The 20,503-nt window shown below is 67.2% G+C and carries 26 protein-coding genes; 14 read left to right on the plus strand and 12 right to left on the minus strand.

All coding sequences use genetic code 11. The features are described from left to right. Positions 1-43 precede the first annotated feature (43 nt). From hemE to hemQ, 3 genes are read left to right on the plus strand one after another with little or no spacing between them, the layout of a single operon-like run. Positions 44-1,093 (plus strand): uroporphyrinogen decarboxylase, encoded by a 1,050-nt coding sequence (gene hemE / locus AC5Y39_RS10010; protein ID WP_500017457.1) that lies wholly within the window; start codon positions 44-46, stop codon positions 1,091-1,093. Further along, positions 1,090-2,430, plus strand: a complete 1,341-nt coding sequence (locus tag AC5Y39_RS10015) for a protoporphyrinogen oxidase (protein WP_500017455.1) — start codon at positions 1,090-1,092, stop codon at positions 2,428-2,430. The genes hemE and AC5Y39_RS10015 overlap by 4 nt, the downstream gene beginning before the upstream one ends. Positions 2,431-2,434: 4 nt before the next feature. Continuing rightward, a complete protein-coding gene (hemQ, locus tag AC5Y39_RS10020; RefSeq protein ID WP_500017453.1) occupies positions 2,435-3,130 on the plus strand; it encodes a hydrogen peroxide-dependent heme synthase in 696 nt (231 codons plus the stop codon). A gap of 49 nt (positions 3,131-3,179) precedes the next feature. On the opposite strand, the gene msrB is transcribed toward hemQ, so the two are convergent. Genes msrB through AC5Y39_RS10060 form a run of 8 tightly spaced genes read right to left on the minus strand, consistent with a single transcriptional unit; the run spans position 3,180 to position 9,527 of the window. Then, positions 3,180-3,590, minus strand: a complete 411-nt coding sequence (msrB, locus tag AC5Y39_RS10025; protein ID WP_500017451.1) for a peptide-methionine (R)-S-oxide reductase MsrB — start codon at positions 3,588-3,590, stop codon at positions 3,180-3,182. Next, positions 3,587-4,861 (minus strand): arabinofuranan 3-O-arabinosyltransferase, encoded by a 1,275-nt coding sequence (gene aftC / locus AC5Y39_RS10030; protein WP_500017449.1) that lies wholly within the window; start codon positions 4,859-4,861, stop codon positions 3,587-3,589. Before aftC ends, msrB begins: the two co-directional genes overlap by 4 nt. Before the next feature lie 31 nt (positions 4,862-4,892). Further along, complete coding sequence (locus tag AC5Y39_RS10035) at positions 4,893-6,455, minus strand: alpha/beta fold hydrolase (RefSeq protein WP_500017447.1); 1,563 nt, start codon at positions 6,453-6,455, stop codon at positions 4,893-4,895. 23 nt (positions 6,456-6,478) lie between these two features. Then, entirely contained in the window at positions 6,479-7,252 is a 774-nt protein-coding gene (locus AC5Y39_RS10040; protein WP_500017445.1) for a pyrimidine reductase family protein, read from the minus strand. Next, positions 7,249-7,815, minus strand: coding sequence for a GNAT family N-acetyltransferase (locus AC5Y39_RS10045; protein WP_500017443.1), 567 nt, complete (start codon positions 7,813-7,815; stop codon positions 7,249-7,251). Before AC5Y39_RS10045 ends, AC5Y39_RS10040 begins: the two co-directional genes overlap by 4 nt. Then, entirely contained in the window at positions 7,803-8,294 is a 492-nt protein-coding gene (locus AC5Y39_RS10050) for a DUF1942 domain-containing protein (RefSeq protein WP_500017441.1), read from the minus strand. The genes AC5Y39_RS10045 and AC5Y39_RS10050 overlap by 13 nt, the downstream gene beginning before the upstream one ends. A 56-nt stretch (positions 8,295-8,350) precedes the next feature. Beyond that, positions 8,351-8,779, minus strand: coding sequence for a TIGR03618 family F420-dependent PPOX class oxidoreductase (locus AC5Y39_RS10055; RefSeq protein WP_500017535.1), 429 nt, complete (start codon positions 8,777-8,779; stop codon positions 8,351-8,353). Between the two features lie 10 nt (positions 8,780-8,789). Then, positions 8,790-9,527, minus strand: coding sequence for a Clp protease N-terminal domain-containing protein (locus AC5Y39_RS10060; RefSeq protein WP_500048212.1), 738 nt, complete (start codon positions 9,525-9,527; stop codon positions 8,790-8,792). Positions 9,528-9,669: 142 nt separating this feature from the next. Here AC5Y39_RS10060 and AC5Y39_RS10065 point away from each other — a divergent pair, with 142 nt between their 5' ends. From AC5Y39_RS10065 to AC5Y39_RS10075, 3 genes are all read left to right on the plus strand, one after another. Then, complete coding sequence (locus AC5Y39_RS10065) at positions 9,670-10,632, plus strand: esterase family protein (RefSeq protein ID WP_500017439.1); 963 nt, start codon at positions 9,670-9,672, stop codon at positions 10,630-10,632. Positions 10,633-10,891: 259 nt separating this feature from the next. Beyond that, positions 10,892-11,152 (plus strand): hypothetical protein, encoded by a 261-nt coding sequence (locus tag AC5Y39_RS10070; protein WP_500017437.1) that lies wholly within the window; start codon positions 10,892-10,894, stop codon positions 11,150-11,152. A gap of 92 nt (positions 11,153-11,244) precedes the next feature. Beyond that, complete coding sequence (locus tag AC5Y39_RS10075) at positions 11,245-11,691, plus strand: SRPBCC family protein (protein ID WP_500017435.1); 447 nt, start codon at positions 11,245-11,247, stop codon at positions 11,689-11,691. 27 nt (positions 11,692-11,718) lie between these two features. Here AC5Y39_RS10075 and AC5Y39_RS10080 read toward each other — a convergent pair whose 3' ends face one another. The 4 genes from AC5Y39_RS10080 to AC5Y39_RS10095 form a co-directional block, all read right to left on the minus strand. After that, positions 11,719-12,102 (minus strand): hypothetical protein, encoded by a 384-nt coding sequence (locus tag AC5Y39_RS10080; RefSeq protein ID WP_500017433.1) that lies wholly within the window; start codon positions 12,100-12,102, stop codon positions 11,719-11,721. Positions 12,103-12,204: 102 nt separating this feature from the next. Further along, positions 12,205-12,876: a cutinase family protein gene (locus tag AC5Y39_RS10085; protein ID WP_500017531.1), complete on the minus strand. Its 672-nt coding sequence runs from the start codon at positions 12,874-12,876 to the stop codon at positions 12,205-12,207. Between the two features lie 297 nt (positions 12,877-13,173). Then, positions 13,174-13,740: a DUF6636 domain-containing protein gene (locus AC5Y39_RS10090; RefSeq protein WP_500017431.1), complete on the minus strand. Its 567-nt coding sequence runs from the start codon at positions 13,738-13,740 to the stop codon at positions 13,174-13,176. A gap of 873 nt (positions 13,741-14,613) precedes the next feature. After that, positions 14,614-15,309, minus strand: coding sequence for a zinc ribbon domain-containing protein (locus AC5Y39_RS10095; protein WP_500048213.1), 696 nt, complete (start codon positions 15,307-15,309; stop codon positions 14,614-14,616). A 350-nt stretch (positions 15,310-15,659) separates the two neighbouring features. Here AC5Y39_RS10095 and AC5Y39_RS10100 point away from each other — a divergent pair, with 350 nt between their 5' ends. The 8 genes from AC5Y39_RS10100 (at position 15,660) to AC5Y39_RS10135 (ending at position 20,489) form a co-directional block, all read left to right on the plus strand. After that, the gene (locus AC5Y39_RS10100; RefSeq protein ID WP_500017429.1) at positions 15,660-16,799 is read left to right on the plus strand and encodes a tyrosine-type recombinase/integrase; all 1,140 of its coding nucleotides are present in this window, start codon (positions 15,660-15,662) and stop codon (positions 16,797-16,799) included. After that, the gene (locus AC5Y39_RS10105; protein WP_500017427.1) at positions 16,799-17,266 is read left to right on the plus strand and encodes a hypothetical protein; all 468 of its coding nucleotides are present in this window, start codon (positions 16,799-16,801) and stop codon (positions 17,264-17,266) included. The genes AC5Y39_RS10100 and AC5Y39_RS10105 overlap by 1 nt, the downstream gene beginning before the upstream one ends. An 84-nt stretch (positions 17,267-17,350) precedes the next feature. Beyond that, positions 17,351-17,551: an excisionase family DNA-binding protein gene (locus AC5Y39_RS10110; protein ID WP_500017425.1), complete on the plus strand. Its 201-nt coding sequence runs from the start codon at positions 17,351-17,353 to the stop codon at positions 17,549-17,551. 62 nt (positions 17,552-17,613) lie between these two features. Continuing rightward, positions 17,614-17,910: a hypothetical protein gene (locus AC5Y39_RS10115; protein WP_500017424.1), complete on the plus strand. Its 297-nt coding sequence runs from the start codon at positions 17,614-17,616 to the stop codon at positions 17,908-17,910. Continuing rightward, complete coding sequence (locus AC5Y39_RS10120) at positions 17,907-19,367, plus strand: DNA primase family protein (RefSeq protein WP_500017422.1); 1,461 nt, start codon at positions 17,907-17,909, stop codon at positions 19,365-19,367. Before AC5Y39_RS10115 ends, AC5Y39_RS10120 begins: the two co-directional genes overlap by 4 nt. A 213-nt stretch (positions 19,368-19,580) precedes the next feature. Further along, the gene (locus AC5Y39_RS10125; protein WP_500017420.1) at positions 19,581-19,895 is read left to right on the plus strand and encodes a hypothetical protein; all 315 of its coding nucleotides are present in this window, start codon (positions 19,581-19,583) and stop codon (positions 19,893-19,895) included. Beyond that, on the plus strand, positions 19,888-20,181 hold the full coding sequence (locus tag AC5Y39_RS10130) for a hypothetical protein (protein WP_500017418.1): 294 nt from the start codon (positions 19,888-19,890) through the stop codon (positions 20,179-20,181). Before AC5Y39_RS10125 ends, AC5Y39_RS10130 begins: the two co-directional genes overlap by 8 nt. After that, complete coding sequence (locus tag AC5Y39_RS10135; protein WP_500017416.1) at positions 20,178-20,489, plus strand: DUF7213 family protein; 312 nt, start codon at positions 20,178-20,180, stop codon at positions 20,487-20,489. The genes AC5Y39_RS10130 and AC5Y39_RS10135 overlap by 4 nt, the downstream gene beginning before the upstream one ends. The last annotated feature ends 14 nt before the right edge of the window (positions 20,490-20,503 follow it).

Below are 20,503 nucleotides of genomic sequence, written 5' to 3' on the forward strand. Positions count from 1 at the left end.
GGGTGGCAGGCGCGCCGGATTGCCCATGGCAGCATGGGTGGTGATGAGTACCCGCCGTGACCTGCCCAAGGCGCCGTACCTGGCGGCCGCGACCGGCCGCAAGCCGAGCCGCATCCCGGTGTGGTTCATGCGCCAGGCGGGCCGGTCGCTGCCGGAGTACCGTGCAGTGCGGGCCAAGCGCAGCATGCTGGAGGCCTGCTTCGACGCCGAACTGGTCTGCGAGATCACGCTGCAGCCCGTGCGCCGGCACGGGGTGGATGCCGCGATTCTGTTCTCCGACATCGTGGTGCCGCTGCGTGCGGCGGGTATCGCATTGGACATCGTGCCCGACGTCGGGCCGGTGATCGAACATCCCGTTCGGACCGCTGCTGATGTCAAGGCACTGAAACCGCTTGAGCCAGAACGTGTTTTGTCTGTCTCGCGAGCGGTGGGGCTGTTGGTCGACGCGCTGGGTGACGTCCCGCTGATCGGCTTCGCCGGCGCCCCGTTCACGCTGGCCTCCTATCTCGTGGAGGGCGGCCCGAGCCGGCACCACGAGCGCACCAAGGCGATGATGCTCGGCGATCCGCAGAGCTGGCATGCGCTGATGGCGGCATTGACCGACCTGACCATCGCGTTCCTGCGCGTCCAGGTCGACGCGGGCGTCGACGCGATCCAGGTGTTCGACTCCTGGGTCGGGGCGCTGTCGCTGGCCGACTACACCGAGTATGTATTACCGCACAGCACAAGGGTTTTCAGCGCACTGGCCGCCGCGGGGATTCCGATGACGCACTTCGGCGTGGGCACCGCCGAGCTGCTCGGTGCGATGTCGGCGGCGGGCGCGTCGGTAATCGGGGTGGACTGGCGCACGTCGCTCACCGACGCCGCGTCCCGTGTGCAACCCGGGACCGCACTGCAGGGCAACCTCGACCCGGTGGTGCTGCTGGCCGGCTGGCCGGTGGTCGAGGCGCAGGCTCGCCGCGTGGTCGACGACGGGCGCCGCGCGGTGGACGCCGGGGCGGCGGGGCACATCTTCAACCTCGGCCACGGGGTGCTGCCGGGTACCGATCCGGGTGTCGTCACCGAACTGGTCACGCTGGTGCACTCTCTGTGACCGTCTCGTATTGCGTTGTGGGAGGCGGTATTTCGGGCCTGTCCGCGGCGTGGACGCTGCGGCGCCTGCTCGGTGAGGACGCCGAGATCACGCTGTTCGAGCCGGCCGACGCGCTGGGCGGAACGCTGCGCACGGTGCCGTTCGCGGGCCACGCGCTCGACGTGGGGGCCGAGGCGTTCGTCGCGCGGCGTCCGGAAGTGCCCGCGCTGCTGGCCGAGCTGGGGATGGCCGACGCACAGGTCGACACCACAGGGGTTCGCCCGCTGATCTACGCCGGCGGCGGCCTGCACCCGCTACCGGAACGCACCGTCAACGGCATCCCCACGTCGGCGGAGTCAATGGCCGGCCTCGTCGATGACGCCACCGTCGCGCAGATCAGGGCCGAGGCGTCGCGGCCATGGCGGTGGACAGCCGGCGCCGACGTCTCCGTCGCCGACGTGGTGGCCGATCGGTTCGGCCCGCAGGTGGTGGCCAGGTCGGTCGACCCGCTGCTCGCCGGCGTCTATGCCGGCTCGGCGGCGAGCATCGGTCTGCGGTCGGCCGCGCCTGGGGTGGCGTCGGCGCTGGACAACGGCGCAGCCAGCCTCACGGCAGCCGCGCGCGCGGCGCTGCCCCCGCCGTCGGGGAGCCCCGTCTTCCGCGCCGTCGAGGGGGGATATCGGCGGCTCGTCGACGAGCTGCGCCGCCGAAGCGGCGCACGGGTGGTCCAGAGCGCCGTGACGTCGCTGCGCTGGGACGCCGACGGCTGGCACGTCGGCGGCGCGCATGCGGACGCGGTGGTACTGGCGGCGCCCGCGCCGCAGGCGGCGGCCCTGCTCGCCGACGTCGCCCCCGACTCCGCGTCGACCGCTGCCCGCATCCCGGTCGCGTCATCGGTCGTGCTCGCGTTGGCCCTGCCCGCCGGCACGGACCTCCCGCAGCGCTCCGGAGTGCTCGTGGCCAGTGGAGAACCGTTGCACGCCAAGGCCATAACGCTGTCGAGCCGAAAGTGGGGGAGACCCGGCGACGTCGAGCTGCTGCGGCTGAGCTTCGGGCGCTTCGGCGACGACGTCGCCCGCACGGCCAGCGACGATCAACTGGTGTCGTGGGCGCTCGACGACCTGTCGGCGTTGTTCGGGATCGAGGTCGACCCCGTCGACGCGCACGTGGCGCGCTGGCTGGACGCGATGCCGCAGTACGGACCCGGCCACCGCGGTCTGGTCGAGCGGATACGGGCCGGCTTGCCCGACACGCTGGCGGTGGCGGGCAACTATCTCGACGGCATCGGAGTCCCCGCATGCATCGCCTCGGGCGCCGCGGCGGCCAACCGGCTCGTCAGGGCGTCCGTGGCACGATAGAGCCATGGCCCGGCTCGACTACGACGAACTCAACAGCACCATCCGCTACCTGATGTTCTCCGCGTTCGCGGTGCGCCCGGGCGCCTTGGGTGACGACCGCACGTCCGTCGTCGACGAAACCGCCACGTTCCTCAAGCAGCAGGAGGACAACGGCGTCGTGGTCCGTGGGATCTACGACGTCGCGGGCATGCGGGCCGATGCGGACTTCATGTTCTGGATCCACGCCGACCGGGTCGAGGCGTTGCAGGCGACCTATTCCGACTTCCGGCGCACCACGGCGCTGGGCCGGGCCAGCAGCCCGGTGTGGAGCAGCGTGGCGCTGCACCGGCCGGCCGAGTTCAACAAGAGCCACATCCCGGCGTTCCTGGCCGGCGAGGAACCCGGGGCGTACGTGTGCGTGTACCCGTTCGTGCGCTCGCTCGAGTGGTATCTGCTGCCCGACGAGGAACGCCGCCGCATGCTCGCCGAGCACGGCATGGCGGCGCGGGCCTACAAAGACGTGCGCGCCAACACTGTTCCGGCGTTCGCGCTGGGCGACTACGAGTGGATTCTCGCGTTCGAGGCGCCGGAGTTGCACCGCATCGTCGACCTGATGCGCGAACTGCGGGCTACCGACGCGCGTCGGCATACGCGTCTGGAGACGCCGTTCTTCACCGGCCCACGGGTCTCGGTGGAACAGCTCGTCGAGCGCCTGCCTTAGGCGATTTCGGTGCGCTAACCGGCGCTGACCGCCCGTTAGCGCACCGAAATCACGAAGCGGGCTTGAGGCGCAGCGCGATCGAGTTGATGCAGTAGCGCTGATCGGTCGGGGTGGGGTAGCCCTCACCGGCGAACACGTGACCTAGATGGCTGTGGCAGTTGGCGCACAGCACCTCGGTGCGCGTCATGCCCAGTGAGGTGTCCGGCCGCAGCACCACCGCGTCGGATCGGGCTGGGTCGAAGAACGACGGCCAGCCGCAATGGGATTCGAACTTCTCGGTGCTGCGGAACAACTCGGCTCCGCAGGCCCGGCATTCGTAGACACCCTCGGTTTTGGTGTCGGTGTACTCGCCGGTGAACGGCGGCTCGGTGCCTGCTCGCCGCAGCACCTCAAACTCCTCGGGCGTGAGCCGCTCACGCCATTCCGCGTCTGACAGTTCGAGTTTCGGGCGAGACGTCATGCGTTCACGCTAGCGCGCCGCTCGTCGGCCGTCATCCAAGGCGGGTCGATTCCGAACTGCAGCCGGTTTTCCGCCTTGGCGTCCAGATAGCGGAAGTACAGCACGCTGAACACCACCACCAGCATCAGCGACCAGCCCCAGGTGACGCGCAGATACTCCAGCGCCCGGCCGGTGCTGGGCCAGTACTGAAGCAGCCACCTGTCGGCGGACAAGAAGCCGTAGACCGCAAGCCATGCCGGCCAATTGCGGATCACCGAGTTGCGCAACACCACCGTCATCAAGAACGGGAACAGCGTCATCGAGTAGTAGGCCTGACCAAGCGAACCCAGCAGCCATGACGCGATCAGCAGCACACCCGACGAAGTGCAGAACCAGAACAACGGATCGCGGGTGCGGTAGTACTTGTACAGCAGCCACAGCGAAACAACCACCAAGACGCCGAAGATCAACCGCAGCAACAGAATCAGCCATGACGGCAAGCCGTAGTAGATGCCGTTGCCCGCAATCGAGCTGTTGAAGTAGTCCCGAGTGGTGAACAGGATGTACGGCAGGGTGCGGCGGTAGAAGTTCATCGGGTCGGCGACCAACGGGAAGGCCGCGACGTTGAACACCAGCGGCACGGCGATCCCGGTCACCAATGCGCGCCACTGGCGGTTGAGCAGTGGCAACAGCAGCAGCGGCGCCAGCAGCGGCTTGACCACCAGCGACAGCCCGACCGCCACACCGGCCCACCACTGGTGGCTCACTTTTCCGTCCAGCAGCCATCGGAAGAACAGCACCTCGAGCAGCAGGATGATTCCGTTGATATTCGCGAAAACCAGTGTGTTGATGACGGCTTCGCTGCAGAACATCGCCGCCAGCAACGCCGGGAACGCGACCGAGGTGACGGAAAACTTGAACAGCCGTACCAGTAGGTATGCCGCCAGCACCATCGCGACGGTGTTGAAGAAGATGAACCAGTAGCGCGAGGCGTCCACCGGCAGAAAACCGAACGGCGCCATCAGCAGTGTGCCGCCGGGCGGATACAGATAGTGCGGGTCGACGTAGTCGAAATGCTCGTTGTAGATGTCGAGTCCGCGCCGAAAGTTCGATACGGCGCGATAGACCGGCCCGTAGTCGTCGGTGATGTAGCCGTTGGTGGCCAGCACGTAGCTGCGGTGGATCACGAACAGAATTGCCAGCGGCCACAAGATCGTGCGCAACACCGCGGAGGCAGGAGGCGGGGTGGTGCGGGGCCGGAAGACAGCTAGTACAGAGTCTGGAAGCGCCACGAGCGCACCGTACCCGACGCCGATGTCGAGATCAGGCGGGGCAATACGTGTCGGTGGCGGGAAGGTTTCCGCTGTCGAGGTAGCCGACCAGCGGGGGCGCGGCGCACGGCGAATAGATGCTCACGCCGTGGCCGATGCCCTGCCACATCACCCGCTTGCTGGCCACCCCGGCGTTGAGCACGGTCGCCGACACCGACGCCACTCCGTCACTGCCCGCGACCGCGTCGTTCAGGCCGCCCATCAGCAGGACGTTCACCTTGAGGTTCTTCGGGTCCGGCGGCGCGGTGCCGCTGGGCCAGTTGAGGCACTTGACCAGATCGAGCGCCCCGACGGCGCCGAACTGCGGGTACTCCTTACCCCACTCGACGACGAGTTCGCGGACCCGGTCGGGCGTGGGCCGGTTCAGGGAGTCGCTGCACTGGTTGACGAACTGCCCGTCGGTCTGCCGCGTCGACTGCGCCTGGTTGATGAGGTTGTTGAGCTGGTTCACGTCGCCGGAGCGTGCCGACGCCAGCGCGGTCGCCAGCGCGTTCGTCGACGACGCCCGGTCGCCGCGCGGGAAGGCCAACGCTGTGCTGATCGCCGACGTGACCGCTGCCGTCGAGGCGCCTCCCGGGCCGCGGCCGGCGCGAGTGGCCGCGATCAGCGCGTCGACCGCGCCCTTCGGATCCGGCCCCAGCGGGCAGTTCGCGGCGGCACACTGGGCGGCGAACGCGTCCAGCGCGGCCTGCTCGCCTTTGACCTGCTGCTCTTCGGCGCCTTCGGCGTTGATCGCGGGCGGGATCGGCGAGTCCAGGACCAGCCGGGCCACCTTGTCGGGATGCCGGCCGGCGTAGGCCAGCGCCACCTGCGCGCCGTTTCCGATGCCCAGCAGTGCCAGCGTCGGTACGTCCCACGTCGTGCGCAGTCGCTCGATGTCTTCGGCGGCGTGCGAGTTGTCGTAGGCGGAGTCGCCGGGGGAGATGGTGTCGGTGCAGTTGGTGGTGGCGGTCACGACGATCTCGCCGAGCTTGGCGACGGGATCGTCGCCGGATTCGAACTGAGCTTGGTCGTGCATCTCCTGCCGGTCGAACGAGTCGCGGCAGTCCAGCGCACCGGACAGGCCGATCCCGCGACGGTCGATCGCCACGACCGGCCGGCTCTTGAGCACGTCGGTGCCTGCGCGCGTCAGCCACGCCGGCAGCTGCACCGACGACGGCAGATCCGATCCGGTGGTGATCACCAGCGGCCCGGCGTCGGGCGGGGTCTGCGCCGAGCGGGCGCGGACCACGCCGATGGTCACGGTTCCGCTGGCGTTGTTGATGGGGTCGAGGTCGGCGTCGAACGTGGCGCAGTCCAGCGTCACGCCGACCGGCGGGGCGACGGCCAGCTCGGAGAACAACCGCGAGCTGCAGTCTTTCCACGCGAGGTCGTTCTTCGGTGCCTCGACCGGCGGCGGGCCCTGCGGGGCGGGCGCGGACGTCGGGCCGGCGTGCGACCCGTGACCCGAGTCGGTGGCGTACCGCGGGTTGGCAGCCAGGCCAGGGGCGCATCCGGCGAGCACGCCGGCGGTCGCGACGATTGCCGCGGCGCGCCCCGGCCCGGAAAACGGCATGCTGACCAGACTAGCGAGCAGACCTACCCCGCCCGGTTGTAGCGCAAGTACAGGTAGCCGTCGGCGTCGCTGAGGATCTGCGCGGTGCGCAGTTGGGTGTCGACGGGACCCGGCGCGGTCACCACGCGTGGTGCGCCGCCGGCCACCAGCATCGGCGCGATGGTCAGCGCCAGCTCGTCGAGCAGGTCCAGCGCCACGATGTCGCCCAGCAGCATCGGGCCGCCCTCGCACAGCACGCGACGAAGCCCCCGCTCGGCGAGCATGCCCAGGACCGCGGCCGGGTCGACGGTGATCGGGTCGCGGGTCGACGCGTCGAGCACCTCGGCCTTGCCCTGCAGCCGGTCGCGGGTGGCCTCGGCCGATGCGGCGGTGGTGACGATCAGCGGCGGGGTCTCGGTGAGCGTGAACAGGCGGCTGGCCGGATCGAGGGCGCCCGAGGCGGTGACCACAGCGATCGGTGGGATCTCGGACTGCCCGCGCGCTTGGCGGGCCTGACGGGCGGCCACGCTCAACTGGGCGCCCGAGTAGTTCTCCGCGCGCACAGTGCCGGCGCCCACGAGGATCACGTCGGCGAGCTCGCGCATGACCTTGAACAGCACCCGGTCACCCGCAGCGGCGAGCCCGCCGGCGCGCCCGTCGACGGTGGCGCCGCCGTCCACGCTGGCGATCATGTTGGCCCGCACCCAACACGAGCTCAGCTCGTCGGGGTACGCATAGAGGGCGGGCAGCTCGGCTGCGTCGACGGATGTCAGTGAGTCCAGCCGGGTGAACTGCGCGGCGGCGTCGTCGTCGGTCATTGGACCGATTGCAGCACATCTGGCGCGGGGCGGACCCGTCGCACCATCACGTAGTCGCGTTCGACAGCACTGCCCAGCTGAAATGTCTTGGTGCCGTTCACCTTGAAGCCGTGTTTTGCGTAAAAGCGTTGTGCCCGTTGGTTTTCCTGGTTGACGCCCAGCCAGATGCTTTCGGCGCCCATCGCCGTGGCTGTCTTCAGGGCTGCGGTCATCAACGCGGCCGAGACGCCGACGCCGTGGCTGTCAGGCAGCACATACATCTTCGACAGCTCGACGGCGGGCCGGGCGGTCACCGAGCGCTGCACGTCCGGGTCGTCCGGCACGCCGCGAATCAACATGCAGTAGCCCAGAATTCGGCTGCCGGCGCGGGCGACGAGAACGGCCCGATCGGGATCGGTGAGGTACTCCGCGAATCGCTCGGCGGACAACTGGTTCTCGATGAAAGCCGTGATGTTTTGAGCCGTCGCGCCGGGCGGGCACGCCAGCGGGAATGTGCAGGAGGCGACGGCGGCCAGTTCGTCGATGTCAGCGCGGCAGGCGGTGGTGATCTCTAGATGTTCCACTGCGCCAAGTGAACACCGGTCTTCGGGTCGATCAGTACCACATTGGTCACCAGGTCGCGGTAACAGTCCCAATACACACCGCCGCTGACCGTCGAGCCTTGCGGTGCGTTGAGGAGTGCGTATTGCAGCGCGTCGGGCGCGTCGGTGCTGCGAGGGAGGTAGGCGTCGCCGGTGGGGGTGACGCCCTGAAACGAAAACTTCGGCGCCATCGCGGACTTCGAGGGCACCTCGACCGCGGTGACCGCGACCTGTGCGCGCCAGACCTCCGAGCGGGGCCACCGCGGCGGATAGCCCCATCCGGGCGGAATGTCGGACGGCAGCACGCTGCTCACCGTGACGTCGGCGGTGATGGTGCCGTCCGTGACGCGCAGGGTATCGCCGAGGCGACCGATCGGGGCCACGCCCGCAGAGGTTTCAGGTGCGACGGACACGCCGGCCATCAGCATCGCAGCGAACAGTCCGAGGAACCAGCGGCGCATCATGTCCTCCTTAGCTGCCTCGCATGATGTCACACGAAGGCGCCGGAAAACATGAGTTACTCAGCCCAGGGGCCGACGCCACCGGTCTTGGCGATCGCGATGTGAGTGACGAAGCCGGGCGGCGGGTCGTCCATCGGAGGGAACTTCGCGTCCGGGCCGATCATGGTCTTGGCGAGCTCGCGCAACAGTTCGGGCGCCCCGCCTTCCTCGACGCGTGCCGTGCCCGTGATCGACAGGTAGGGCGTCATGGGTCCGCTGCGGTCCTCGGAGAGGACGGTGAGCGCAACACGATTGTCCCGCCTGATGTTTCGCACCTTCTGGTACTCGCCGAGATGGGCGGTCACCAACTCGTCGTCGCCCTCGGGCGTGGTGCGCAACGCAACCCAGACCACGCTGACGTGCGGGCTGCCGTCGGGGTTGAGGGTGACCAGGGTGGCGTCGGCGCCGTATCCGATCAGCGCCCGCGCGTGCTCGTCGAGCTTCATCAGCCGGACATTACGCGGGATCGCCACCCGGCGAGGCTCCCTCGGCGTCGACGAACGCCTGCAGTGCGGCGACCACGTCGGCCTCCACGTCGGCTTTGGCTACGCCGAGGCGGTGCAACGGCCCGTCGCCGTCCTCTGTCTCCAGCAGCGCCAGCAGGATGTGTTCGGTACCGATGTAGTAGTGGCCGAGCCGCAGCGCCTCGCGGAGCGTGAGCTCGAGGACCTTGCGTGATGCGCTGCTGAAGGGCACCAGGGCCGGGATGTCGTCTTGTCGCGGCGGCAGCGGTGCCGCGCTGCGAAGCGCTGCGGCGTCGACGCCCCGCTCAGCGAGGACGCGCATCGCCAGCGAGTTCTCGTCGGCGGCCAGCGCATGGAGGAGGTGAGCGGGCGTCATCTCGGCGTTGCTTGCCTCGCGCGCCAGGTTCTGCGCCGCCACGACCACCGCGCGGGCGCGCGGGGTGAAGCGACTGAAGCCCTGTGCCGGGTCCAGCGTCGTCTCAGGTTTGGGCACGAACCTTTTCTGCGCGGCCTGCTTGGACACGCCCATGCTCTTGCCGATCTCGGTCCATGACGCGCCGGACCTGCGGGCTTGGTCGACGAAGTGGCCGATCAGATGGTCGGCGAGCTCGCCTAGATGCTCAGCGACCAGCACCGCGTCGGTCAGCTGGTCGAGGGCGTCGGGGTGCACTTTTTTGATGGCGTCGATGAGGTCGTCGAGGCGGACGTTGACCAGCGGCGTAGCAGGCATGGCGTCAACTTTAGGTTGACCATGCCGCAGCGTCAACTTTCGGTTGACGGTCGGCGCCACGCAAAAAGTGACTGGTGATTGAGGTCACGCCGGGCGGGTAGTAAGTTCCGGCGAGAGTGGCACTCGGCATTGGAGGTCTGGTATGGGTGAACGCGAGCTGCGGCCGGTTCGCCGGGCGCGTCGACTGTTGATCGCTGCGGTGGTCGCGGTCCTACTGCCCGGCTTGGCAAGCGTGTTGAGCGCACCGGACGCCAAAGCATTCTCCCGGCCCGGCCTTCCGGTCGAATATCTGCAGGTTCCGTCGCCGTCGATGGGCCGTGACATCAAGGTCGAGTTCCAGCCCGGTGGCTCACACGCGATCTATCTGCTCGACGGCTTGCGAGCCCGCGACGATTGGAACGGCTGGGACATCGAGCTTCCCTCGTTCGAGTGGACGCTGAACTCGGGCCTGGCCACTGTGATGCCCGTCGGCGGCATGTCGAGCTTCTACACCGACTGGTACCAGCCGGCGGTGGGCAACGGCGGGACGTGGACGTACAAGTGGGAGACGTTCCTGACGTCCGAGCTGCCATCGTGGCTGGCCGCCAACAAGAACATCAGCCCCACCGGCAATGCGGTTGTGGGTATTTCGATGTCCGGTTCGTCGGCGCTGATTCTCGCGGCGTATCACCCGGACAGGTTCATCTATGCCGGATCGCTGTCGGCTCTGCTGGACCCGTCGCAGGCCATGGGGCCGTTTTTGATCGGCATCTCGATGCGCGACTCCGGTGGCTTCAGTTCGGACGCGATGTGGGGTCCGTCCAGCGATCCGGCCTGGGCCCGCAACGACCCGACGCTGCAGATCCCGCGGCTGGTCGACAACAACACGCGGCTGTGGGTGTACGCCGGGAACGGCACGCCGACCGAACTCGGCGGCGCAGACGTGCCGGCCAAGGTGCTCGAGAGCATCATCCGGGACAGCAATATCAAGTTCCAGGACAAGTACACCGCCGCCGGTGGGCACAATGCGACGTTCAACTTCCCGCCGAACGGGACGCACAACTGGGCCTACTGGGGAGCGCAGCTGCAGGCGATGATCCCCGATATCAAGGCCACGCTGGGGTAGCCGTAGCGGCGACGTAGGAGCGGTGCTGGCTTCTTAACATCCGCGGTTGCATCCAGGTCGCCTGACGGGGGACCAGACGCAACCAACCTTGTCCGACGTCACATCGACCCTACGGCGCGAAGCTCGCGCTGCACCAAGGCGATTGGTCACCGGGCGAAGGGACTAATGTCTCTAAGCCCACAGCAAATTTTCGCAATCGCAAAGAGCGTTAGAGCGTAAATTTGAGTAACCGAGGTCGGGGACGTCAAGGAGGCTTCGGATGAATGAAAAGTTGCGCCGAGTCGCGGTGTGGATGGTGTCGCTGGCCGCGTTGGTGTTGGGTCCTCTTGCCGCCACGACGGTCATCAGTCCGGCAGTCAGCTGGGCCTGCGACGGAGGGACGGTTTGGGATCCCGGAGCCAACGCATGCGTGGTACCGGCGCCGCCGCCACCTGCGCCGCCGCCGGTTCCGGTGACCATGTGCATCGGTGCGCCCGTGCCGTTCGTTCCGATGAGTTGGTGCTTCCCCGTCGGAGGCTGAACCCGCGGTTGTAATCAGGTTCACGCGTCGGCTGCGCGTGGGCCGGGTACCAGTCGGCCGGAAATCAGCATCTGCGGCGGAAGGATTTGTGCATGACCGTCACGCGTGACATCGACGCGCCACGCCACCGGGTGTGGGACGTGCTGGCCGACGGGTGGACTTACTCGCAGTGGGTGGTCGGCAACAGTCGCATGCGCGCCGTCGACAAGAACTGGCCCGCGCCGGGTTCCACGATCCAGCACTCGATCGGTGTGTGGCCTTTGGTGATCGACGACGAGACCGTCGCCGAAAAGTGCGAGCCCGAACGCGAACTCGTGTTGCTGGCCAAGATGGGGCCAGTCGGTGCGGCGAAGGTGACGCTGCGGCTTTCGGACATTCCGAACGGGTGTCGGGTGGAGATGTCAGAGACCCCCGCGCGAGGCGCTTTGAATTTGGTGCCAGATCAGCTCGCGCAGATTGCGATGGACGTGCGGAATCGGGAGTGCCTGTTGCGGCTCGAGAATTTGGCCAAGCACCGCGACCCGAGCGAACTGACGTAGGCCCATCGGGTGGGGCGGCCCGTCGGGTTAAACCGAAGGGCCGTAATAGATCTTGTTGAAGTCCTGCACCCAGCCGTGGCCGTTGCAGCTCAGCGGCAGGCCGTCGGGGCTTTGGGCTGTGCCCTTCTCGCCTTGGCAGGGCGCACCCAGTGGGCGTACGCCGATGAGAGGCTCTGTTGACACCCAGCGGTTGGTGGCGGAGCAGATCAGGGTGCCGGTAGGTGACGAGCCGAGGCCGAAGGCGTAGCGGTCAGAGGCGATGCAGTGCTGGCCCTCGACGGCGTTGTGTGCCACGCCGGGAACACAATCCACGCCGTCGCAATACGACGGCCAGGCGGACGCGGTGCCTGCGCTCACCAACGGCACCGCGACGAATCCCGCAGCCAGCGCAAGTACCGTCGTGAATCTCATGGCCGCCCCTTTGCGTGAATCTGGTTGCTCGCTTTGCGCTTAGCCTAGATTCCGCGGCGTGTCCGCGTACAGGCGTTAGCGGTCTTCGCGGTCGCGAGGCGGTCAGAGCCGTCCCACGGCGAACGCTGCGCCTTCGTTCACCATCCCGTTCACCGCGTACAGGGCATGCGCGATGGAGGGTTGACCACCCGGAGTGCCGTTGCAGATGGTGTCGTCGGGATTGCAGAGTTCGAGGGTCTTGGGCTTGTACAAGGGGCCGATGACGATCGGCGGTGCGCCGTATTGCTGCAACCACGCGTCCGACGGCTTGCCGAAGAGCACGACGGCGGCGACGTGATCAGCGATCTGGGGCGGCATCGGCTGGGGGATGTACGACAGGAACTCCGGGGGGATGCTCGCCGGGACGGAGGCTGAAGTGACGAAGCCCGCGACCGCCGCACCTTGCGAGTAGCCGCCGAGCACGATCCTGGTGTTCGGGCAGTTGGCGGCCGTGGCTTCGATGTGGGAGCCGGCGTCGCGGATGCCGTCGACGACGGTTCGTGCGAACTGGATGCCCGCACCGAAGTCGCCGCTGGCTTCGTAGTTGACCGGATACACGGCGACGGACCGACCGCCGGCTTGCTCGGTCACGGAGTTGACGAACGCTTGGCCGACGCCGCCGACGCCGGGAGGCTCGCCGGTGCCGCGGGCGAACACGACCTCGACGTCGGGACAGGGCTGGGCGGAGGCGAGGGGGAGGGGCGCCGTGACGAGAGCTGCGAAGCACAGCACCATGACCGCGAGAAGATGCGGCCAGCTCTTGATTGTTGTGTGCCTGCGCCCGTTCACCTGCGCCATTGTTGATCCCCTCTCACCGTGGCGAGCAACCGCGCGGACTCAACCGCTTTGTCGGTCGTTCGAAGTGAGTGAGCAGTTCCCGTTGATTGGCGATTCCAAAACCTGCCGGTTTTGCGCGCCTAAGCGCCGCCGCTCGTGCCGGAATGGCGCCTTCGTGCGGTCGGCGGGCTCGACTCGGATCATCCACCTGCGGCCAGGACCGAACAGATCCCGGCTTCATGATCGGGGCGCTTGTCACCCGAGGTCGTAGTTGTCGCGGGAGATCCGGAAAAAGCGCCCCGTACTCGTGTCGGTGCATGTCATGGCAGGCGGCTCGCTGGCACAGGTGATGGCGCCGAGTGACATGGTTTCGCCGTAGTTCAGTGTCGGCAAGGGCGGGTCGACGAGCACACCGCCGACACAGTCGAGGTGCGGCGGCCTGCCCTCATACATCGAGATCTGACTGCCCCAGCCGCCTAGGAAGCAGGTGCTCGGCCGTCCGTCGGGCCCGACATATTGGCGCGGCGGCATGGCGTAGGTGGGGTCTTGAACCTGGCACGTGGCTTCTCCCTTGCCGTAGTCGGCCGGATCGAAGTTGCTGTGGTTGCGTTGCATGACACACCAGACGTCGCCCGACGGTGACTGGAACTTGAGGTCGTTGGAGAAGTCGTCGTCGGCGCCGGCGGTTGCAGACAGGGTGGTGGCGGCGAGTGTCCCGGACGCGAGCAAGGCCAGGGCGAGCTTGGTTCTTTGCTTCAGCGAGATCCGCTGATGCGCGAGCCGCGCTGCCGTTAGTTGTTGGAGACCCGACCACTTCTTCATGTCGGCGTCCTTTCCATGGACCATGCTGCGGCGAAGCTACCGAAGTTGTACCGCGTCAGCCGGCCGTACGTCCTGGTTCTGAGCGCAGAGGGTGAGGCCGTGGCGGGGACGGCGAGATCTGCCAATACCTCGGCGTGACTCCAGGCGAGGCAGGGGAATTCCTCGAGTTGGAGGTGCCGTATTAATCCGGCAGCCGGCATATCGGACGTAAACGCGATTGTGGCGGCTGTGCGATCGGAGGGAGGGTGAGCACACAGCCGTCGTCGACCGCTCGTGCATCCGCCGCTGAGCGTCTGGGCATCGGTAGCGGATGTTGGTGTGCGGCCCTGAATATTGACTGCTTCCAATGTCGTCGACGCTGCTGACGAGCACCATGAAGGTGTTCGGGGTGATCGTTGCCGGGGCTGGGCGCTTAATTTCAGGTCGCCAAAACGTGCCGAAAGCGAAAGTGGTCCCGCCTTCGAAGCTTCCGGTACGCGCGGCATAGGACCGTTGGCAATAGTGTCGATGGCGACCTAATGCCTGCCGCGGAAAATGCCACAGCTCCCCTCGCCGTCTAATAGATCGACATCGGACATTGTGGTGGGTCGTGTTCGTCTCCGATCAGCTCCCGGCGGTGGTCACCGTACAGGGGAGTGATGAATTGAGGGGCACCGAATGCCGACTCGATAGATGCATCGATGCGCCACACGTGCGAGGTCGAGCATTCTGGCTTGTGCATCCCGCGGTGGAAGTGTTATTCACCATCGTGGGGTAAGAAGTTGGATGCTCCTTCGAGGGCCGAAAGGGCAATCGCTGAGGCCTGGATGCCGCGAGTCACGGTATTTGGTCGAGCACGTCGACTCATCCTGCCGGCCGACACTTCAACTTTCTTTACATCTTGTCTGGCGATGGCGGCTTTCGTTCGCGTCTCTCTGATTTCCCCACAGGCCGAGGTTTTGGTGGCAAGTTCGACCCAGCCGAAGGGGGCGCCGATTGCTCAGGTCCCGCTGCGGGTGGTCGAGCAGAAGGGGCGAACCGGTACCCGCAGTGCCTGCACACCTTAGCGTCGGCGAGAACGGTCTCCGCGCAGTCGGGGCACTTCTTCTCTCCCGCTTCCTCTAAAGCCCATTCCTCTGGAATGTCGTCGCTCGGGTCTGGCCGAAGTAGCAGCGAGCCGATGAAGGCTGCGGCGACGCCAGCCCCCGCAACATAGATTGCGATCCCTAAGGGTGCGACCGTGCCAGGAGCGCTGGTATCAGGAGTTCCATTGCGGCCGACCGGATAAAGGGTCCGCAAACCTTCGTTGGTGGCTACGAAGATGGCTGCTATCGCGGCGATGCCGGAGAGAATGATGGGCACCACCCACCTTTTCCGCTTGTGCTGGCTGCCACCATAACCACTTACGGCAATTGCTACAGCGAGCGCGAGGAACCACCAGCCGCCGTGCTGGATAAGCGTGTTGCTCCTAACAACGGCGAACGGGCTCGTCGGCTCGGCGAAGGGCAAGAACGTCGCAATAGCCATAGCGGCGGCGCCGACGATCACCAGCGCCGACGGAATAGGATTGCCAGACCCCGCCCTATTCATCACATCCCACGCTATACGCGCCCGAGCCGCGTTAGGAATTGTTCTGGGTGTTGATTGCGCACGGTCAGCGCTACCGGTTCAAAACGCCGAAACCGTTAGCCCGCGGGTGGCCCGCACCTCGAGAGAAGTTGGCTCAAACCGCTCTCTCCTGCGAAAACTCTGGTGCGCGGTACTGGGATTGAACTAGCTCAGCGCGTTTGCTGGTCGACGCCGTGTGACGTCGCATTTCTTGCTTCTACCTGCGATGTTCTGACACAGTGTAGCGGGAATGACGCGGAAGCACACGGAAGCCAAGTATGCTCTCGTCAGGTCATGTTGAGGTCATGACCTGAGAACTGGGAAGGTGAACAGTGGCGCGTGGGGCAGGACGAAGGGACCGGGCACCGGGGACGTTCGGCAGTGTCGACAAGCTGGCTACCGGCTACCGCGCGCGGTACTTCGGGCCCGACGGCCGGCGCCACAAAGCGCCGGTGCTGTTCCTCACGAAGAAGGACGCCCGCGGCTGGTTGGCGCAGCGCCATTCCGAGATCGTCGCGCAGCAGTGGACGCCGCCGCAGGCCGTCCAGGCGCCGAAGCTGACGTTCGCCGAGTACGCCAAGACATGGCTTGCCACCCGCCAGGTGGCCGGCCGGCCGTTGAAGGACCGCACCCGCGAGCACTACCAGAAGCTTCTCGACGACCACCTCGCCGGCACGTTCGGCGCACTGCCGATTGCGTCGATCACAGCCGACGACGTTCGCGACTGGTACGCCGCCACGCTGGCCGACAAGCCGACGATGCGAGCGCACGCCTACAGCCTGCTTCGCACGATCATGGCGTCGGCGGCCAGCGACGGAAAGATCGCCGCCAACCCATGCGTGATCCGCGGCGCCGGCACGGCCAAGCGGGTGCACAAGGTGCGGCCGGCGACCGTGAGCGAGATCGGCACAATCGCCGACGCGATGCCGGACCGCTGGTCGCTCATGGTGCTGCTGGCCGCGTGGCTGGCGATGCGCTTCGGCGAGTTGACCGAGCTACGCCGCAAGGACATCGACCTCGACGACGAAGTGGTCCGGGTGCGCCGCGCCGTGGTCCGCACCGACGACGGATTCACGGTCACCACCCCGAAATCCGACGCCGGCGTCCGGGACATCGCAATCCCGCCGCACCTGCTCCCGGCGATCGAAGACCACCTGTCAGAACATGTGGGAAGCAAGGCCGACTCGCTGCTGTTCCCGGCGGTCGGCGGCGGACACCTGGCGCCGGCCACCCTGTACCGGCGGTTCTACACAGCGCGCGAGAAAGCCAATCGCGGCGATCTGCGCTGGCACGATCTTCGGCACTCCGGTGCAGTCCTCGCCGCCGCGACCGGCGCCACCCTGGCGGAACTGATGGCGCGTCTCGGGCACTCCACACCGCAGGCCGCGATGCGCTACCAGCACGCCGCCCAGGGGCGTGACCGCGAAATCGCCGCACTGCTGTCGAAGATTGCAGCCAACGGGGGAGTCTGATGACCGCCGGCCTGGCTTACGTGATCGTCTGCTCCTGCACAGGCAGTATCGAACCCCTTGCGTTCTTCGACGACACGCGGCCCAGCACGGTCGGGGTCGTCGTGCGGCCGGTCAGCGGTCACGATCGCGTGACGTGGATTCCGCCGAAACGTCGGGGCGAACTGACGCGCGCCGACTACGCGGACCTGTCAGGTTCTGCGGTCGGATTCGCCGGCGACCTGCACACCGTGCGGTGCGCGGAATGCCGTGACCAGGCCCAGATGTCTACTTCTTCCCTTGCCGGAATCGCCGATACCCTTGCGGCACAAGCCAATGCAGGACGCCTCGCCTCCATCGAAGTGCCCGCCGTCGATAGCCGGCCGCAGCTTGTTGGTGCGCTCATGTACACGCCCCCGGCGGGACCGACGAACAGGTACGTAGTTCCGTTGGCTGTGTTGTGCGGCCTGCTGGGTTCGCGAAAGTGGTAGCGTTTCCCTTGCGCTCCTAAAAGCGCGTCGTCTCCGACACTTCGGGCTGGGCGGCATCCTCAGTGATGCCCGAAAGGCCCCGTCATGGCAGACACATCTGCCGGCCCTCGCCGCCGGTACGCCAAAATCGCCGAAGCCGCCGAGTATCTCGGCGTCACCACCCGCACCATCCGCCAGATGATCGCCGACGGCCGCCTCACCGGCTACCGCAACGGCCCGCGCGTCATCCGCGTCGACCTGAACGAGGTTGACGCCGCGATGGAGCCGTTCGGCGGTGCGGCCTGATGATCTACGAACGAAGAAGCCGCCGACCTGGGCAGGATTCGGCGGCCTCAAAGTCCCTGGTGATGGACTCCGACCAGCATAGCGGCTTGGCCGGCTGGAAGCGGCGACAGCACGCCGGCCGACGTCTTCCTCCGCTGGACTGCGCCTGCGGGCCGGACCCTTGGCTGCACCGCTGCGCCGAACACGCGCCGTCCGACAAGCTGGTCGACGCCGGCCGCGACGCCGCGCTCCACGTCCTCGCGCACGGCCGTACACCGATCCTCAAACCACAAGAGCTACAAGCACTCTGGCGACGCGGCGGCGAGGACCGGGCGCTCGCCGCGCAGTTGCACAAGATGACCGTCGGTGCCGTCACATGACAGACATTGACCGATCCGACGAACTGCGCGAGTGGATCGCCGACGACGAACGCCGTGAGGCAGCCCAGCGCAACGGGCACCACGCCGACGACCCCGGCCCACCTGAGCCGAGCGACGACCATCCGGCCGGCGGTGAACAACACACCGGCCAGGTCCGCATGGCCTACCGGCTGCGCGCCGCCTACCGAGACCGGCTGCTACACGTCCACGGCATCGGCTGGCACTACTGGGACGGCACCCGCTGGGCCGCCGACGACACCGGCACCGCCAAGCGCGCCGTCCTCGACGTGCTCCGCTCCGCTCTCGCGGACTCCCTCGGCGACAAGCAACTACAGCAGGACGTGCGGCGCTGCGAATCCGACAGCGGCATCAACGGAGTGCTCGGCATCGCCGCGGCGCTGATACCGTTCGCCGCCGCCGCGCGTGACCTCGACGCGGACCCCTACCTGCTCAACACGGCAACCGGAACCCTCGACCTACGCACGCTCACCGTATCGCCGCACCGGCCGACCGACCGGATCACCAAGATATGCAACGGCGCATACGACCCCGACGCCCAGGCACCGCACTGGACAGCGTTCCTGGCGCGCGTCCTCCCTGACGACGACGTGCGCGGGTTCCTGCAACGACTGATCGGCGTCGGCCTGCTCGGGGCAGTCCGCGAACATGTTCTGCCGATCCTGACCGGTACGGGCGCGAACGGCAAAGGCACCTTCTACGAAGCCGTGCTGCACGCGCTCGGCGACTACGCCAGCACCGCCGAACCCGACCTGTTCATGCACAGAGACGGGGCGCACCCGACCGGCGAAATGGACCTGATGGGCCGGCGCCTGATCGTCGTGTCCGAATCCGAACGCAACCGCCGGCTGGCAGAAGCCACCATGAAACGCCTCACCGGCGGCGACCCGATCCGCGCCCGCCGGATGCGCCAGGACTTCGTGCAGTTCGATCCGAGCCACCTGCCGATGCTCATCACCAACCACCTGCCCAAGGTGTCGGCTGATGACGCCGCGGTATGGCGTCGCCTGCGCGTCGTCCCGTTCGACGTGGTGATCCCCCAAGACGAGCGCGACGGCGAGCTGGGCGAGCGCCTGAAACTGGAAGCTGACGGCATCCTCGCGTGGGCCGTCGCTGGGTGGCGCGACTACAGCGACCGCGGCTCACTCGACGAGCCGGCCGCGGTCCTGGCCGCCACCGACGCCTACCAGAGCGCCAGCGACGCCGTGCGCCGCTTCATCGACGAGGAATGCCTCGTATCAAGCCCGGTACTCAAAGCCACGACCTCACAGCTATTCGAGGCGTTCGAGAAATGGCGGGTGCGCGACGGCGCCGAAGCACTGTCGCAGAAGGCCTTCGGGCAGGCCATCGACCGCCACGGTTACCCAGCCGACAAGCCGGTCCGCGGCAAGCGTTGGCGAACAGGAATCGCGCTCAGAGCAACCGAAGAAAAGGAGTGATGTCTACGCATGGCACGCATTTACAGGTTCCCCTACGCGCGGGCGCGCATTGGCGTCATACCGGAGATGCGTGCCATGCGTAGACACGCAGGTCACAGCGTCGACACCAGAACAGGAACCCGCCCATGACCAATGACTTCCACCACTGCATCGACGACGACCGGGCGACGTGCCCTCGTGGCGTCGGGCAAACACAACCGAAGGGAAAACCACATGAGTCTCGGTATTGACGTGAACGCTGTCACCGCCGTCCTACTGGCAGACGGGTGGCACAACATCACCGCGTTCTACCTCGACGCCTACGAATACGTCGAAGAACGTCCTGAACCCAACCGCGACCCGTTCGTCTATCTCGCCGGCGGTCAATGCCCGCACATCACTTCGACCGGCTTCACGTTCACCGACGACATCGGCGCAACGGTGTCCGGTCCACTGACGTCGATCCTGGCGGTACGGACAACTGAACCGGGCGCTGCCGGCCAAGATCCACCAACCCAACGACACCGAGGACTGAACTGCAATGCCTGATTGGGCCACCATGCGCGCGGTACTCGCCGGCATCCCCGTCCTGGACGGCGCCCGCTGCAAGGGCAGAGCCGACCTGTACGAGCGGACCGACAGCGAGCACCGCGCCGCCGGCCGAACCACAGCCGAAGACCTCGACGAAGCCCGCCGCGAGGCGCTACGGCTCTGCGGCGCCTGCGAGGCCCAGACGCGCTGCCGCGCGTGGCTCGACGCCCTGCCGGCAGCGCACCGGCCGCGCGGCGTCGTCGCCGGCCAGGTCGTCAACGCTGCCGGCGTGGTGCGGTCATGAGCACAGCCCACGAAGACCGCGAAGCGTTCGCACTGCTCGACGACGCGATCCACGCGCTATCCGCGATCGCACGCGGCAGCGACACCGACCAGATCACCGTGCCAGTAGAAGCTGTGCTCATCGTCCGCGTGCAGCGTGACGACGACCACGGCGCCCGCGTCGAACACGTCGAGGTCTACCCGCGCGGCGGCGCCCAACCCGCGTCAACCCGCACGCTCATCAGCGAAGCCGGCACGCTGCTCGACCAGGCCACCGCGGACGGCCACGCCGGCGACGACAGCCGCCACCACCAACCCCTGGGCGGGTGACCCCCAGGGGCACC

It is taken from the genome of Mycobacterium sp. NGS39, from assembly GCF_059812765.1.